The sequence below is a fragment of the Sodalis sp. C49 genome, from assembly GCF_046352915.1.
Classification (GTDB): Bacteria; Pseudomonadota; Gammaproteobacteria; order Enterobacterales; family Enterobacteriaceae; genus Acerihabitans.
In genome coordinates this window covers 200,360-216,762 of the sequence record NZ_CP163303.1, presented here as the reverse complement: position 1 = coordinate 216,762, position 16,403 = coordinate 200,360, and the positions used below count along the sequence as shown (strand labels likewise).

Genomic DNA, 16,403 nt, shown 5'->3' with positions numbered 1-16,403 from the left:
AGGGGTAAAAAGTGATTTACGCAGAGTATTTTGGCGGCCGTTCACGTTGTTTCTACAAATCGCGCTCTTTTTGTGCCCGCTGCCGGTCATAATATTCATATTCGGCGGCGATGATTTCATCAAGCAACGAATCGACGTCGGCTTTATGGGTATCTTCGGCGAACTGCCCGGTCAGGAGGGTTTCCGGGGTCAATTTACCGTCTTCATATAATGCCCAGATTTCCTTCGCATAGCGGGTTTCCAGCAACCGCGGCGCGAACCGTCCGTAGTATTCGGTCATATTATTTACATCGCGCCCGAACATCGCGGCGGCAAGATTGTTCGCCGCGGCATCGACGGCCTGGGGCAGATCGATAATCACCGGCCCGTCGGCATCCATCAGCACGTTAAATTCGGATAAATCCCCGTGGACGATACCCGCGCACAGCATCCGCACGATATTGCGGATCATGACGGCGAAATCGGCCACCGCCTCTTCTTCCGTCAGGATCACGTCGCTCAAACGCGGCGCGACCACGCCCTCGGCGTCGGTGATAAGCTCCATCAGCAGTACGCCGTCCAGGCAAATATAGGGCTGAGGTACGCGCACGCCGGCTTGCGCCAGGCGGAACAGCGCATTGACTTCCGCCGTCTGCCAGGAGTCTTCCTGCTGTTTGCGTCCGAACTTCGAGCCTTTTTGCATCGCGCGCGCGTTGCGGCTGTTACGGACTTTGCGCCCTTCCTGATATTGCACGGCCTGTTTAAAGCTGCGTTGCGTGGCTTCTTTGTAAACTTTGGCGCAACGAATCTCTTCACCGCATAACACGGTGTAAACGTCGGCCTCTTTGCCGCTGCGCAGGCGACGGACCACAGAGTCTATCAGACCGTCATCCACCAGCGGTTGGATTCTATTTGGAATTTTCATGCAGCCTTGTACCCTATTTCAGCGCTTGAGGGAATGACCGGCGCAATATTCTTGCGCAGCCCGATACCTTTTGCCGCACTGATTAGTAGCATTATCCATTATCTCTTTATGCCCAGATTGACGCCATTATGCCACATTATTTATCGATGCTGGGCGTTATGCGCGCATTCCCCCCACCTGCCGACAAATGTTTCGTCACAAAGCGCAACATCGGCGGGACGCCGCGGCGGGGGAATTAACTTAAATCAACGTTTTTGCTGCCGCAGAGCCAGGTGATGATAAAGCCGGCGGCATAGGACACCAGCAGCCCGGCGCTATAGACCATCATCCCGGCATAGATGCCCTGCGCGGACGTCATCAGCGGGATGGTCAGGATACCGGAAGGACCAAAAACGGTATTGAGGCCGACCGGTAATCCCAGATAGGCGACGGCGCCCAGGAAGAACCCGCCGACGGCGCCGCCAAGACAGGCGGTGACAAAAGGTTTTACCCTGGGCAGCGTGACGCCGTAGATCAGGGGCTCGCCAACGCCGAGGATGCCCGGGATAATGGCGCCCTTGATCTGGGCGCGCAGCAGCGAACCCGTTTTCGCCCTGGCGTACAGCGCCATTGCCGCCCCCACCTGTCCCCCGCCGGCCATGGCCAGGATTGGAAACAGCGAATTAAACCCCTGGGCATCCATCAGGGCGAAATAAACCGGGACAAAACCCTGGTGAATGCCGAACATCACCGCAAGCAGGAACAGGCCCGCCAGGACGGCGCTGCCGAACGGGTTGCCATTCAGGTGCAGAAACAGCCATGACATGCCCTTATACAGCGCCCCGCCGCCCGGCATGATCACCACAAAGGTCACCGCCCCCATGATCAGCAGGGTGATGACGGGGGTCAGAATCATATCCAGATTATCGGGCATCACCCTGCGCACCCTGCGCTCGACCCAGGCGCCCATGATGGTGGCGATCAGCACGCCGATAATGCTGCCCCTGGGATCGATGGGCAGGCCAAAGAAGCTGTCGATACCGGAATAATACCCGACCCTGGCATCCGGGACGTAACCCAGGACAAACAGCGAGGCGATAATGGCGCCGTTCACTCCCGTGCCGCCAAACGCCTTTTGGGCGTTATGGCCTATCAGGATGCTCAAAAAAGCGAACAGGCCTTTACTGAACACTTTCATATAACCGATGATGCCGATAAGCCAGGCATTGGGCGACGCAACCCCGATAACCAGGCTTTGCTCCAGCAGGGTGGCGATCCCCAGCAGTAATCCGGCGGCGATAAAGCCGGGTATAAGCGGCGTGAAGATGGTGGCGAAGCGGGTGAAAAAGTGATGCAGGGCGCCGCTCTGGCGTGATTTAAGCTGCCTTTTATTCTGCGCGGCGATAGTGATGAGATCGCCTGCGCCCTCGTCTGCCTGCGGCTCCACGCGGCTTAGCGCAGCATTCATGATATCCGCCGCGGTTTGCGCCTTGCCGGGGCCGAGCACGATCTGTAACTGATCATCCCCCTCGATCACCCCCAGCACGCCGGCGATTTTTTTCAGCGCCGCGCCATCGACGCGCGCGCTGTCTTTCAACGTGAGCCGCAGCCGCGTCATGCAGTGGCCGCAAACCGCGATATTATTCCGGCCGCCGACCAGGGCCAGTATCTGTTCAATCATTGCTGTGTTGATTTTCGCCATGCGCATGGACACCTGTGCTGAAAGACCGCCCGGTTAACACCGGTGCCGGGCTTTAGCATCATGCCGCCGTCTGGTGATGCAATCAATTCACCTCATGAACATTTTTGTTCATGCCGCCGCCGCGGTCAGGACATGATCAGGCCGCCGTCGATATTAATGGTTTGCCCGGTCAGGTAGCGGGCGTCGTCGGAGGCTAAAAACGCCACCAATCCGGCGACGTCCGCCGGCTGCCCGGCCCGTTTCAATGGAATGCCGCGTACCCACTCCGCCATCAGTTCGCCTTTACCGTAGCGCTTTTGGTCGGTACTGAGGATTTCGCCCCAGACCCGGTCGTTATACTCCCACATCTCGCTTTCAATAATGCCGGGGCAAAACGCATTGACCGTAATATTATGCGGCGCCAGTTCATGGGCCAGGCTTTGGGTGATGCCGATGACCCCCATTTTGCTGGCGGCATAGTGCGGCGTATAGATAAACCCCTGCCGTCCCTGGCCGGAGGAGGTATTGATCAGGCTGCCGTACCGCTGTTTCACCATGATTTTCGCCGCCTCGCGGCAGCATAACCATACGCCGGTGGTATTTACCGCCAATATGCGCTCAAAATCGCTTTTCGGCATCGAATCAAAATAATCGATGGTGATGACGCCCGCGTTCTGGATGGACACCTCCACCGCGCCGAATTTCTCCAGCGCCTGCCGGTACAGATCCCGCACCTGCGCCTCGTCGGTCACGTCGACCCGCAACGGTAAAATGTCCGCGCCGTAATGTTGCCGCAGCCGATCGGCGGTGGCGAATATCCGTTCGGCGTCCGAGACCATCACCAGATTGGCGCCGTCGCGGGCGAAACGTTCGGCGATGCCGGCGCCGATGCCGCGACAGGCGCCGGTAATCACCACGGTTTTACCACTGAAATCTCGTTTCATCATGTTATCTCCACGTTGTTGGCGACGACATCCGCCGCGCGCCGAAATGGATCCGCGCGTTCAGCCGGCGCGGCGCTTAGCCATGGCTGGCCTCAGACATCGCCTGCTGCGCCGCCTGCTGCTTTTTTTCGTGGCGGCGCATCAGCGTGACCTTGCTTTGCAGCCGCTGCTGGAACTGATCGATTACCACGGCGGTGACGATCACCAGGCCCTTGATCACCATTTGCCAGAATTCGCTGACGCCCATCATCACCAGGCCGTCGGCAAGAAACACGATGACAAAAGCGCCGATAATGGAACCGAACACCCGCCCGCGTCCGCCGGATAGCGCCGTGCCGCCGAGCACCGTGGCGCCGATGGCGTCCATCTCGAACATGTTGCCGGTCATCGGATGGGCGGTTTGCAATTGCGAGGCCACCACCAGTCCCACCAGGGCGGCGCACAGGCCGGAGAAGGCATAGACGAAAATCTTCACTTTCACGATGGGCACGCCGGCCAGGCGCGCCGCCGGCTCGTTGCCGCCTATGGCGTAGATATAGCGTCCCAGCGGCGTTTTTTTAGTCAGGTACATGCCCAGCAATACGATGGCGATCATCAGCCAGATCGGGTTATACACACCCAGCAGGGTGCCGGAACCCAGCGTGGCGAAGCCGGTATTGCCCAGGGCCGCCAGGCCCGACAGGTTGGGAAAGGTTTTGCCGTCGGTGGTGAGCAGCGCCGCGCCGCGCGCCACATACATCATGCCCAGGGTGCAGATAAAGGGCGCCACCCCCAGCCGGGTGATCACCACGCCGTTGATCGCACCGATGACCGTACCGGCAAGCGCCACCACGATAATTGTCTCCACCACGTTTAAAAACAACAGGTTGTCGCCCCATAGCGGGATGCCGAGGGTGAGCAGCGCGCCGCCGATCATGCCGCACATCCCGGCCACCGCGCCGACCGACAGATCGATGCCGCCGGTGAGGATCACAAGCGTCATGCCCACCGCCAGCAGGCCGGTGATGGCGACATGCTGCGTCATAATCAGCAGGTTCGAGGTGGTGATAAAGTTCGGCACCATGGCGCTGAAAAAGCCGATGACGATTAGCAGGGCGATAAAGGTACGCGCCTTGAGCAAATACATATAAACGAGATATTTTCGGCTTTGCATAACCTGTCCTTAATCATGAGGCGTCGAAGCGCGGATAAGCGTTTCCCGGTTTACCCCGGCGCGCGGCAGGTCGGCGGTGATTTTACCGTCGGCCATGACAATGACCCGGTCCGCCAGTTGCATCACTTCGTCCAGTTCGGACGAGGAGAACATCACGGCCAGTCCCTGCTGCGCCATGGCGCCGATCAAATGATACACATCGGTTTTCGCCCCCACGTCGATGCCGCGGGTGGGTTCGTCGAGGAATACCACCTGCGGCTGGGTCAGCAAGGCTTTGCCCAGCACCACCTTTTGCTGGTTGCCCCCGCTCAGGGAGGTGACCGACAGATCGACATCGCTGACTTTGATGGCCAGCGTATCGATCATCCGCCGCACCGCACCGGACTCCTTGTCATTGCGTATCGGCAGCAGCGTTTGCCAAAAGCGTTTGCTGCGCAAACTGGAGAGGGTCATATTGGCTTTGATCGACAGCAACTGCACCAATCCTTCCGCCTGCCGGTCCTCGGGCACCAGCGCCATGCCCAGCGCCAGGCGCCGGCGGAACGAAAGGTGTTCGATGCGCCGGCCGCCGAGGGTTATCTCGCCGGCATCGGGTTTAAACACGCCGAGCAGCGTCTTGAACAGCTCAGTGCGCCCGGCGCCCAGCAGCCCATACACGCCCACCACTTCCCCCCGGTGCAGGGTCAAACCGACGCCGTTAAGGGCGTAGCCGCCGTTTTGATGCAGCAGCGTCAGGCCGCGGGCCGCCAGGACCTCCTCCCCTTTCACCGCCGGGCTGTAATCAAAATGCTTGGCTTTTTCCCCCACCATGCTGGCGATGATCCAGGGGATGCTCGCCTGGGCGATTGCGCGCTCGGCGACGAATTTGCCGTCGCGCAAGACCGTGATGCTATCGCCGATGGCCATCAGTTCCTCCAGCCGATGGGAGATATAAATAAGGGTGACGCCGCGGCGCTTAAGCTGTTCGATAACGTTGAACAGCACCTTGACCTCGGACTGGCTCAGCGCCGACGTCGGTTCGTCCATGATAAGCACCCGTGTGTCTTTTGACAGCGCGCGGGCGATCTCCACCAACTGCTGGTGGCCGATCGCCAGCTCCTCCAGCGGCGTGAGCGGATCGACATCCAGCTCCAGGCGTTCGAGCAGCGCCTTCGCCAACTGATACTGGTAAGCCACATTGATGCGGCCGCGCTGGAAAAACTCGTTGCCGATAAAAATATTGTCCATTACCGTCATGTTGGGAAACAGATTCAGTTCCTGGAAAATAATGCTGATGCCCAGTTTTTCCGCCTGATGGGTGGAGCCGAGCGCCACCGGCTGGCCGTCGAGCAGGATTTGACCGCTGGTGGGGGTTTCGACGCCGGCCAGCATTTTCATCATGGTGGATTTACCGGCGCCGTTTTCACCGATCAGCACGTTAACCTGGTTGCGGTAGACCCGATAATCAACATTATCGAGCGCCACCACGCCCGGATAGAGCCGCGATACGCCGCGGGTTTCGATAATGACCGGCGCGCCCTGGCGCAGGGAGGCGCGCGGCGTAACCCGATCGTTGACATAATGGGACCGGGGTTCGGCGGCGGCGGTGCGGGGGTTTGCCATGGCGCTCTCCTTATTGCGTAATCTTAACCGGCGTGATGAGCAGCGGCGGTTGCGGCGTATCAAAGACGCTGAACACCCCGTACACCGTTACTTTGCCGCCGACGGCAAAGGTCTGTTTCGCCACGGTGTTGATGGCCTGTTGGTTAATGGCCTTGCTGAAATCACCAAACAGATTCTGATCGTTAAAGTCGGCATAACTCAGCCCGCGATAGCTGTCGCGCAAATCGGTGCCGCGAAAGGTCGGGCCAATCTGCACGTTGACTTCCCCGGCCGCGTCGTCGCTCTTTATCACTATCTGACCGTTGCGGGAGGCGGTATTCACCTCGCTGATGGCGCCGGTCACCGAGACGGCAAACACACAGGGATTTTCCTCCTGGCTGCGGTAGCCGAACTGCTGGCAGGCGGCGTCAAAATCCTTGGCATGGCCGATTTGCGTCAGCAGGCTGCCTAACGGCCTGGCGGAGGCGATCACCTGGGGCGCGATTTTCTGGTCGAATAACTGTGCCGCCTTGGCTACATTGGCGTTCGGCGGGTTTTTCAGCTCCGCCAGCTGCCGCTCCGACACGATGCGGCAGCCGGATAACGCCACGGCAACCAGCACCGCCCATAGCATGCGCGTTGACATCCGTTTTATCTCCTTACGCGCCCCGCGCAGCCACGGGGCGCGATACACATCGGTGACGATCGCCGTCGTTATTGCTGATAATTAAAACCGTTCACTTTATCGGCGTTGTTCTGTTTAATCAGGATGCCGCGGAACATGATGCGTTCCTTACCGCTATAGCTGCCTTTTTGCAGATACTGGTCAAGGATTTCTACGCCCTGGGAGGCGATGGCCTGTGCCTGGAGCATGACGCTGGCATAAAGATCACCGGCCTTGATGGCGTCGCGTTCATCGTTGCTGCCGTCAATGCCGACCACGGTGACATCTTTACGGCCCGCGGCTTTGAGCGCCGCTATCGCCCCCAGCGCCACCGGACCGTTGCCGGATATCACGCCTTTGATATCGGGGTGGGCCTGTAAAATACTGTCCATGATACGTTTCCCTTCAAGCAGGTTGCCTTTGGCGTCCTGGCGGGCAATCATTTTCATCTCCGGATACTGGTCGATGACATTGTGAAAAGATTTTGAACGCGTCACGCAATTGTTGTCGGCCAGGTTGCAGGTCAATTCGGCATAGCTGCCTTTTTCTCCCATTTTTTCGACGAATTCATTGGCCACATCGGAGCCGGCCTGGAAGTTATTGTGGGTGATCTGCGCCAGCGCCACGCCGTCCACCGGGATTTCCCGGTTGATAAGCACCACCGGCACGCCGGCGTCCTTAGCCTGTTTTACCGCCGCTACGCTTGCCTGCGAGTCGGCGTTATCCAGAATGATGCCCTGCACTTTACGCCCGATAACCAGGCTTATCAGCTCCCCCTGGCGTTTCACATCCTCGCCGTGGGACAGCACCAGGGTTTTGTAGCCCATCGCCTGCGCTTTGGCTTCGGCGCCTTTGGCCTCGGCGGAGTAATAGGGGTTATCAAGGGAGTTGACCAAGATGGCGATGGTGCCTTTCTCGGCGGCGAAGGCGTGCGGCAGATAACAACCCGCCATGAGGGCGAACAGGGTAAGATATTTTTTCATGATAAGGTCTCTCGTGGTCATTGTTTTTTTTACCGTGGGTACAACGGGTGCACAACGTGGTTTGCCTGAATTCGTCCTCCGGCGCGCCGGTTACCAAATGGTAAACCCGCCGTCAATCATCAGATCCGCGCCGGTAATCATGTCGCTGCCGTTGCTGGCGAAAAACACGATGGCGGCGGCGATTTCGTCGGTATAGGCAAAGCGTCCCAGCGGAATTAATTTTTTCATCTGCTCCCCTTTCTCTCCGCGCCAGGCTTTCTCGCCCATGGGCGTCAATACGACGGTGGGCGACAGGGTATTGACGTTAATGCGGTGCGGCGCCCACTCTTTCGCCATCACCTTGGTCATGCCCAGCAGGCCGGCTTTGGCCGAGGTATAGGCGCAATGATTATCGATGGCGATGGAGGCGGCCTGGGAGGCGATATTGATGATCTTCCCGCCGCGGCCGCGGGCTATCATGCTGCGGGCGGCGGCCTGCGCGCACAGGAACGGACCGGTGAGGTTTACCGCCAGATGTTTTTGCCATTGGTCGAAGGCGGTGTCGATTGCCGGCTCCAGCTGTACGTAACCGGCGCAGTTCACCAGGATATCGATCTGGCCCCGGCGCTGCTCCACCTGGTCAAACGCCTGCGCGACCTGCGCCGGGTCGCTGACATCGCATTCGATATAGCTGACCCGGTCCTCGCCCAATTCCGCCGCCGCCGCGGCTTTGCCCGCGCTGTCGAAAGCCGGATAAAGCAGCGCCAGCGTCGCGCCTTTCGCCAGCATCATGCGATTGGCGGCCATGGCGATGCCGCCCAGGCCGCCGGCGACCACCGCCACCTTGCCGGCCAGCGATTGCGCTGGGTCCACGCCATAGCGCAGATTGACGTCATACTGATTATCGTTCATCACGGGTCTCCATGGGTGAAAGGCCGTCGTCACAGCCGGTAAATGATGGCTATTTTCGCGCGCGGGGGTGGTTTAATTCATTTTCGAATAAAACTATATATTGTCATTTTGATCATTTATGAGGCCAGGATCAGGTTTCAAACAAAAACTGAATATGATGACATAAGCTTGTTTTTCAGCGGGTTATAAATTTGATGGCAAAATTGACCCTGATTAACCTGCTGAAATGTAGGATTTTTTAGCTATCTTTTTCCTGTTCATTTTCGAATGAAAATCAAAAAAAAGACAACCGACGCAACTCGCTTTCGCCTGCGCGCGACGTTACTATTTGCCGGTAAGCCTCGGGGGATGGAATACCGATAGGAGTATCATGATTGAAAAGCAAAAATGAGCAGTGGGCTGATATGCAGCATCGCCGCAGCAAAATACTGGAAATGATAAAAGAAGACGGCACCGTGTCGGTGAAAATGCTTACCGATACCTTTGACCTGACCGAAGCGACGATCCGTTCAGACTTACGCGTGCTGCAGCAGCAAGGCTATATTCAACGCTACCACGGCGGCGCGACGCTGCTGGACGGCAAGCAGAATACCCACGCGCTGCTGCTGGCGCGCCAGACCCAGCTTGGCGAAAAAGACGCCATCGGGCAATTGGCGGCCAGTTTTATCGAGCCGGGCGACACCATTATCCTGGATGCGGGCACCACCACCACGGCTATCGCCAATCATCTGAACCATATCAAAAAGCTGTCGGTCATCACCACCGCCGTCAATATCGCCCTGCAATTAGGCGGCGAGCCGGGGGTGAATATCCTGTTGACCGGCGGTACCTTTAAATTTCCCACCCTGTCGACCTCCGGCGAGAAAGCCGCCAGCTTTTTCGAAAATATGCTGGCGGAAAAACTGTTCCTGGCCACCGCCTGTATTTCACCGCGCGCCGGGCTGAGCTATCCCAGCGAAACGGACATCAAGGTGAAAACGGCGATGATCAATTCGGCCAATACGGTATTTGTGGTGGCGGACTCCACCAAGATCGATAAGGTCTCGATGTTCGCCCTGCCCTGTGAATGGCGCAAGATTCATTATCTGATTACCGACAGCGGCATTACCTCCGACGCAAAAGCCGCTTTCGAAGCCTTGGGCATCCAGGTACTGGTGGCGCAAACCGCCGGCGCGAGATCCTGATGCGCCGGGCGGCAAGCTTAAAGGCAGTCTCAGGTCTCAGGGGAGAATAAAACTGAGGAAAATTGAATGGTCTACGATCTTGGGCATCGTCATGTTATTGGCGTCTACTCGAGCGCTGTTTTTGATTTGACAGGGTCCGACGCGGTATTCAAAAGCCAGGGAGAGGAAGAATACCGGAAATTTCACGAGTTCCAAAGTCAAAAACGTCATGCAGCCGCACAATCCTAGCCCCTTAAAGGAATTTCTTGTCAGGATGGCGAAAATTCAATCCGTGGAAGAAAAGTATAAGATTCTACATCCGGGTTATGAAAATCGCCTGAGAATTTCCATAGTCACCGCCAGGAATGCGCCATCACATGAACGCGCCTTAAACACGTAGAAGAGCTGGGGCGTGATGGCAAATGACGCATTCTTTCTCGGCGGTATTGAAAAAGGCAAGGTATGAGGGGTACTGAAACCACACATTTTTTTCGATGATCGGTCTCCCTATCTTCTGACCGCCAGCGCGGTTGTTCCCTCCGTGCATATCCCCTTCGGTGTTATCAATCAAGCAAATTGACGCGATAAGACCTGCCGTACAGGTAAAGACCACTATCACGCGTCCAGATACCTTTGCCGATTCCCGCTCGACGAACGTCCGTATGCGCGGGACCACGCCACTGTCCCGCAGGGTTTTCAATATCACCAGTCCCAAAGACGGTATAAGCGGATGAGATTGGAATTGATGCAAACCACCATTATTTAAACAGGTAGGGTCGCTCTTAGAAGTGTGTTTAGAGGCGCCTTGAAAAGCACCTTTAAAAGACTTAAAACAAGCGAAGCTAACAGGAGACTAAAAATGACCTTTACAATTTTGACCTCTACCGCCGCCAGTATTACTGAGCTAAAACGTAACCCGATGGGGACGGTCGCCGACGGGGAAGCAACGCAGTGGCTATCCTAAACCGTAATGAGCCCGCGTTTTACTGCGTCCCCCCCGAGCTTTACGCTTATTATCGGGAACTGGCGGAAGATGACGAGTTAAACCGGATTGCTGATGAGCGTTTGGTTGACCCTGAGTTTATCAGCGTAAAACTCGATGAATTATGAATTAAAATTTGAAAAGCGGGCGCTAAAGGAGTGGCACAAACTGGGTAATACCGTGCGGGATCAGTTTAAAAAGAAACTTGCCGAGCGCCTTATGCAGCCGCATGTACCTTCAGCTCAGCTGCATTGCAGCAGCAACCGTTATAAAATTAAACTCCGGGCCAGCGGCTACCGGCTGGTTTATGAAGTTAATGATAAAGAAATCCTGTTGCTGTCATCGCTATAGGCAAGCGCAATAACGATGATATCTATGCTGCGGCCGACAAGCGCTGAACATTTTTCTCTTAATGTATCTTCTCAATCCGGGGCAATCAAATTCATAAGACGAACCGCTATGCGATCAGGTCATGAACCAGGCTGCCGCAGGCTGGAAGATGAGCTCGATAATCAATAGACGCAACTATCACCCGTGGTTCATATAGCTTGATGTTTTGTGCTCTTTACCTCATTTCCTTCGCCACGCCTCTGCCAGAATACCCGACAACAACCTCATGATTTTCCAGGGATGCGGCAATGAGCGATATAGCACTGACGGTCAGCATGCTGGCACTGGTGGCGGTGATAGGGTTATGGATAGGTAACTGGCGTATATACGGCGTGGGTTTGGGTATCGGCGGCGTGCTGTTCGGCGGCATTATCGTCGGCCATTTCGCCCATACGGCGGGACTGAGCCTGAACGGCGATATGCTGAATTTTATCCAGGAATTCGGGCTTATCCTGTTTGTGTATACCATCGGCATCCAGGTCGGGCCGGGATTTTTCTCCTCATTACGCGTCTCCGGCCTGCGGCTCAATCTTTTCGCCATGCTGGTGGTGGTGTTGGGGATGCTGCTCGCGGCCCTGATCCATAAAGCGTTTAACGTCCCCCTGCCCGTGGTGCTCGGCGTGTTTGCCGGCGCGATAACCAATACGCCGGCCCTCGGCGCCGGTCAGCAAATTCTCACCGATCTCGGCACCGGTCCCGCCCAGATTAACCAGATGGGCATGGGCTACGCCATGGCCTACCCCTTCGGCATCTGCGGCATCCTGCTGACCATGTGGTTTATTCGCTTTGCATTGCGCATCAATGTCGAGCGCGAGGCGGAACAATTCGATAGCGCCAGCGGCGCCGGCCACGCCCAGCTGCAGACCATGAATATCCGTGTCGTCAACGCCAATCTCGAAGGGCTGGCGATGCAAGAGGTACCGGTGCTCAACAGCAGCGAAATCGTCTGTTCGCGCTTAAAGCGCGGCGAGAGCCTGATTGTCCCGCTGCCGACCACCCTGATTCAACAGGACGATTTGCTGCACCTGGTGGGGTTGAAAAGCGATCTGGAGAAAGCGCGCCTGGTGATCGGCCAGCAGGTGGACACGTCGCTGTCCATGCAGGGCACCGACCTGCGCATGGAGCGGGTGGTGGTCACCAACGAAAAAGTCCTGGGCAAAAAGATCCGCGACCTGAATTTTAAACAGAAATACGACGTGGTGGTTTCCCGCCTGAACCGCGCCGGGGTGGAACTGGTGGCCGGCAGCCATGCCAGTCTGCAGTTCGGCGATATCCTCAACCTGGTGGGCCGGGCGGAAGCAATCAATGCCGTGGCCGCGCTGGTGGGCAACGCACGGCAAAAATTGCAGCAGGTGCAGATGCTACCGGTGTTTATCGGCATCGGTTTGGGCGTATTGCTGGGCTCGCTGCCGCTGTACGTACCGGGCTTTCCCGCCGCGCTGCGCCTCGGCCTGGCCGGGGGACCGCTGGTGGTGGCGATTATTCTGGGACGCATCGGCAGTATCGGCAAACTCTATTGGTTTATGCCGCCCAGCGCTAACCTGGCGCTGCGCGAGCTGGGCATCGTGCTGTTTCTCTCGGTGGTGGGCCTTAAATCCGGCGGCGGTTTCGTGCACACGCTGATCCAGGGCGACGGCCTGTCGTGGCTGGGCTACGGGATCATCATCACCGCCGTTCCGCTGCTAGGCGTCGGCCTGCTGGCGCGCGTGGTGTTCGGGATGAACTATCTCACCCTTTGCGGCATGCTTGCCGGCTCCATGACCGACCCGCCGGCGCTGGCTTTCGCCAACGCCCTGCATGGCACCAGCGGCGCGGCGGCGCTTTCCTATGCCACGGTTTACCCGATGGTGATGTTCCTGCGCATCCTGTCGCCGCAGCTGCTGGCGCTTATTTTCTGGGTCTGACGGCGCGCCGCCGGCCGGGAGGGACGGGCGTACGCGGCACCCGCGTACGCCTGGCGCGGAGGCTAAACGCGTTACTGATGCGCCTGTCCGGTATTCGGCTCATTAGCCTTATTGGGGTCTTTGCGTTCCACCGTCGACGTCGCGTGGCGCAGTTTTGCCACCGCGCCGGCGCTGACCGCCGGCGCGTCATTGCCCCAGGCGCCGCGGATAAAGCTGAGCAGATCCGCCGCCTGTTTGTCGTCCAGGCGCCAGCCGAAGTCCGGCATGGTCAGGCCCGTCACGGCGTCCCTGGTGACCGCCATTTTACCGCCATGCAACACGATGCTGATTAACGACGACGGATCGTCGCTCAACACGACCGGATTGCGCGCCAGCGCCGGGAAAGTTTTGGCATAACCCCGGCCGTCGATACGGTGGCAGGCGGCGCAGTTGTCCATATATTCCTGCGCCCCCGGTTTGCTCATATCGCCCCGGATAAGCGCCGCGGAAGTGACATCATCCGCGTACGGCGCCGGCGCTGCGGCGGACGGCCGCAACGATTTAAGATAGACCGCCATCGCCCGCAAATCCGCGTCATTCAGGTATTGCGTACTGTGTTCCACCACATCCGTCATGGAGCCGAAGGCCGCGCTGGTATCGGTATGGCCGGTTTTCAGGAACATCGCCAGCTCATCCGCCGACCAGCGCCCCAGGCCGTCTTTGCCCGTACCGGTAAGATTGGGCGCATGCCAGCCCTCCAGCGTGCCGCCGGTCAGGTAGGCGTCGTCGGACTGATCCAGCGCCTTCTCCTGGAACGCGATGCCGCGCGGCGTATGGCAGGTGCCGCAATGCTCCAGCCCCTGCACCAGATAGGCGCCCCGGTTCCACTCTTCGCTTTGGCCGCGGTCCGGCTTGAACGCATCATCATCATGAAATACCCAGTTCCAGGCCGCCAGCGGCCAGCGCATATTCAGCGGCCAGGGAATATCGCTGTCGCGATTGGCCTGCTTCACCGCCGGCACCTGCTGCATAAAAAAATCATACAGCGCGTGCATATCTTCATCATTAATCCTGGCGAACGCGGTATAAGGCATGGCCGGGTAGAGGTGATGGCCGTCCTTCGCCACGCCTTCGCGCACCGCTTTGGCAAAATCCTCATAGCGGTAGTCGCCTATACCGGTGTCTTTGTCCGGCGTAATATTCGTGGAGTAAATAGCCCCCAGCGGCGTGGACATTTTCAGCCCGCCGGTAAACGGCTTGCCGCCGGCGGCGGTGTGGCAGGCCACGCAGTCGCCGGCGGTGGCCAGATATTGTCCTTTGCCGGGCGGCTGGCTATCGGCTGCCGCGTTGACCGCGGCCGGCAACAGCGCCAGCGCCAGCAAGGGAAGCGCTGCATTCCATAGAGTGCTCATCTCAGTCCCTTCCCTGTTAAGCCTGGACCAGCGGTCCGGGGTTGGCCAAATACTGCGTGCGAATCGCATTGGCGGCAAATAGCGCGGTGGCGCCGACAATACCGGTGGGGTTATACGACAGGTTCTGCGGGAAACAGCAGGCGCCCAGCACAAACAGGTTGGGGACATCCCAGCTTTGCAGGTACTTGTTCACCACGCTGGTGGCGGGATTATCGCCCATCACCGCGCCGCCGGTGGTATGAGTGGACTGGTAGGGGCGCACGTCGTAGTGGGCGTTCATGCCTTTAAAACCCATTTCGTAATGCTCAGGCCCGATGGCCTTGGCGATTTCCTCCGCCTTGCCGCCGATAAAATGGGTCATTTTCAGCTCGTTCTGCTGCCAGTCAAAGGTCATGCGCAGCAGCGGCTGGCCGTGATGATCTTTATAGGTGGGGTCGAGATCGAGGTAGCACTGTTTATACGGCATCACCGATCCGGACGAACCGACGCTCATGGTGTGCAGGTAATTATCTTTGATCGCCTTCTTCCAGCCGGTTCCCCATTTTGGCGCCTGGTTGGAAATGCTCATCTGCTGGATGGGGCGCCCGCCGGTAATGGTGGCGGAAAGCGTGGCGCCGCCGATGAATCCCAGCCCGCCGTGGTCAAAGTTTTCCGCGTTGAAATCATCGATAAACGTACCGGTGGCGCCGGTGGCGGCAAAGGGATTGAAATCGGTGTCCGGGTCGAAGAACAACGCGACGCCGCCGTTCATCTGGTAGGCATAGTTACGCCCGACCACGCCGTCGCCGGTGGCGGGATTGTAAGGCTTGCCGATTTTCGACAGCAGCAGCAGACGTACGTTGTGCAATTGGAACGCGCTCAGCACCACCAGGCTGGCGGGCTGTTCAACTTCCTGGCCGTTGGCGTCGATATAGGTGACGCCGGTCGCCCGGGTGCCGGCGGCATCGGTATTGACGCGCAGCACATGGCACTGGGTGCGCAGCTCAACGTTTTTATGCTGATAGAGCGCCGGCAGCACGGTGCTTTGCGGCGACGCCTTAGCGTAATTAAAGCAGCCGAAGCGCTCGCAAAAGCCGCAGTAGTTGCACACCCCCAACTGAACGCCATAGGGGTTGGTATAAGGTTCGCTGCACAGCGCCGCCGGCAGCGGAAACGGATGATAGCCCAGTTCGGTCGTCGCTTTGCTAAACAGCATGCCGGAATACTGTTGCTTAAGCGGCTTGGTCGGATACGGGTTCTGGCGCGGCGCCTCGAAGGGGTTGCCGCCGGCGATTTTTTCGCCCTTGAGATTGCCGGCCTGCCCGGCGGTGCCGCAAATTTTCTCGAACTTATCGAAAAACGGCTCCATCTCCGCGTAGGTGAAGGGATAGTCCTGCACCGTCATATCCTGGGGGATAAAATCCGCGCCGTACCGCTCAATCACGGTGCTGCGCATGCGCAGATCGGCCTCCAGGGGGCGCCACAGCATGCCGTTCCAATGCACACCGGCGCCGCCGACGCCGTCACCCGGCAGGAAGGAGCCAAAACGCCGGTAAGGCAGCGCGGTTTCGCTGGTGGTATGCCGCACGGTTACCGTCTCTTTTGACGCATTCTGAAAGAGCTTTAACCGGATACCGTAGGTCAATTCATCCATTATGCGCGGGTAGGCGAAATCGGGATAGGTATCGCGCTGCTCGCCGCGCTCCAGGGCCAGGATATTCAGGCCGGTTTCCGCCAGTTCCATCGCCATCAGCGAACCGGTCCAGCCGAAACCGACGATAACGATATCGACCGGGTCTTGTTTTATCGCCACG

Annotated in this window: 13 protein-coding genes and 3 pseudogenes; 6 read left to right on the top strand and 10 right to left on the bottom strand. The window is 58.1% G+C overall.

Going from position 1 to position 16,403, the window contains the following annotated elements; all coding sequences use genetic code 11:
• Window positions 1-52: 52 nt before the first annotated feature.
• From ABUK12_RS00905 to ABUK12_RS00870, 8 genes are all read right to left on the bottom strand, one after another.
• A complete protein-coding gene (locus ABUK12_RS00905) occupies window positions 53-904 on the bottom strand; it encodes a PA4780 family RIO1-like protein kinase (RefSeq protein ID WP_410014518.1) in 852 nt (283 codons plus the stop codon).
• Window positions 905-1,139: 235 nt separating this feature from the next.
• Window positions 1,140-2,585, bottom strand: coding sequence for a PTS N-acetylmuramic acid transporter subunit IIBC (gene murP, locus ABUK12_RS00900; protein ID WP_410014517.1), 1,446 nt, complete (start codon window positions 2,583-2,585; stop codon window positions 1,140-1,142).
• 125 nt (window positions 2,586-2,710) lie between these two features.
• Window positions 2,711-3,508 (bottom strand): SDR family oxidoreductase, encoded by a 798-nt coding sequence (locus ABUK12_RS00895; RefSeq protein ID WP_410016784.1) that lies wholly within the window; start codon window positions 3,506-3,508, stop codon window positions 2,711-2,713.
• A gap of 76 nt (window positions 3,509-3,584) precedes the next feature.
• Window positions 3,585-4,661 carry an ABC transporter permease gene (locus tag ABUK12_RS00890; RefSeq protein ID WP_410014516.1) on the bottom strand — a complete coding sequence of 359 codons (1,077 nt, stop codon included), beginning with the start codon at window positions 4,659-4,661 and terminating at the stop codon, window positions 3,585-3,587.
• Between the two features lie 9 nt (window positions 4,662-4,670).
• A complete protein-coding gene (locus ABUK12_RS00885) occupies window positions 4,671-6,263 on the bottom strand; it encodes a sugar ABC transporter ATP-binding protein (RefSeq protein ID WP_410014515.1) in 1,593 nt (530 codons plus the stop codon).
• A gap of 10 nt (window positions 6,264-6,273) precedes the next feature.
• On the bottom strand, window positions 6,274-6,888 hold the full coding sequence (locus tag ABUK12_RS00880) for a DUF2291 family protein (protein ID WP_410014514.1): 615 nt from the start codon (window positions 6,886-6,888) through the stop codon (window positions 6,274-6,276).
• A 68-nt stretch (window positions 6,889-6,956) separates the two neighbouring features.
• Window positions 6,957-7,889 carry a D-ribose ABC transporter substrate-binding protein gene (locus tag ABUK12_RS00875; RefSeq protein WP_410016783.1) on the bottom strand — a complete coding sequence of 311 codons (933 nt, stop codon included), beginning with the start codon at window positions 7,887-7,889 and terminating at the stop codon, window positions 6,957-6,959.
• A gap of 90 nt (window positions 7,890-7,979) precedes the next feature.
• On the bottom strand, window positions 7,980-8,780 hold the full coding sequence (locus ABUK12_RS00870; protein ID WP_410014513.1) for a GolD/DthD family dehydrogenase: 801 nt from the start codon (window positions 8,778-8,780) through the stop codon (window positions 7,980-7,982).
• Between the two features lie 374 nt (window positions 8,781-9,154).
• On the opposite strand from ABUK12_RS00870, the gene ABUK12_RS00865 reads away from it, so the two are divergent.
• The 6 genes and pseudogenes from ABUK12_RS00865 to ABUK12_RS00840 all read left to right on the top strand — a co-directional run bounded on the left by ABUK12_RS00865 (window position 9,155) and on the right by ABUK12_RS00840 (window position 13,219).
• A complete protein-coding gene (locus tag ABUK12_RS00865; protein ID WP_410014512.1) occupies window positions 9,155-9,964 on the top strand; it encodes a DeoR/GlpR family DNA-binding transcription regulator in 810 nt (269 codons plus the stop codon).
• A gap of 66 nt (window positions 9,965-10,030) precedes the next feature.
• A complete protein-coding gene (locus ABUK12_RS00860) occupies window positions 10,031-10,192 on the top strand; it encodes a 5'-nucleotidase (protein WP_410014511.1) in 162 nt (53 codons plus the stop codon).
• A pseudogene (locus ABUK12_RS00855) lies at window positions 10,173-10,523 on the top strand (5'-nucleotidase). The gene ABUK12_RS00860 and the pseudogene ABUK12_RS00855 overlap by 20 nt, the downstream one beginning before the upstream one ends.
• Before the next feature lie 279 nt (window positions 10,524-10,802).
• A pseudogene (locus ABUK12_RS00850) lies at window positions 10,803-11,053 on the top strand (type II toxin-antitoxin system Phd/YefM family antitoxin).
• Window positions 11,043-11,323 (top strand): annotated as a pseudogene (locus ABUK12_RS00845) (type II toxin-antitoxin system RelE family toxin). Before ABUK12_RS00850 ends, ABUK12_RS00845 begins: the two co-directional pseudogenes overlap by 11 nt.
• Before the next feature lie 240 nt (window positions 11,324-11,563).
• Window positions 11,564-13,219, top strand: coding sequence for a putative transporter (locus ABUK12_RS00840; protein WP_410014510.1), 1,656 nt, complete (start codon window positions 11,564-11,566; stop codon window positions 13,217-13,219).
• A 71-nt stretch (window positions 13,220-13,290) separates the two neighbouring features.
• Here the strand turns inward: ABUK12_RS00840 and ABUK12_RS00835 are convergent, their stop codons facing one another.
• Together ABUK12_RS00835 and ABUK12_RS00830 are read right to left on the bottom strand one after the other, a co-directional pair.
• Window positions 13,291-14,610, bottom strand: coding sequence for a c-type cytochrome (locus ABUK12_RS00835; RefSeq protein WP_410014509.1), 1,320 nt, complete (start codon window positions 14,608-14,610; stop codon window positions 13,291-13,293).
• Between the two features lie 16 nt (window positions 14,611-14,626).
• The gene (locus tag ABUK12_RS00830) at window positions 14,627-16,402 is read right to left on the bottom strand and encodes a GMC family oxidoreductase (RefSeq protein WP_410014508.1); all 1,776 of its coding nucleotides are present in this window, start codon (window positions 16,400-16,402) and stop codon (window positions 14,627-14,629) included.
• Window position 16,403 lies beyond the last annotated feature (1 nt).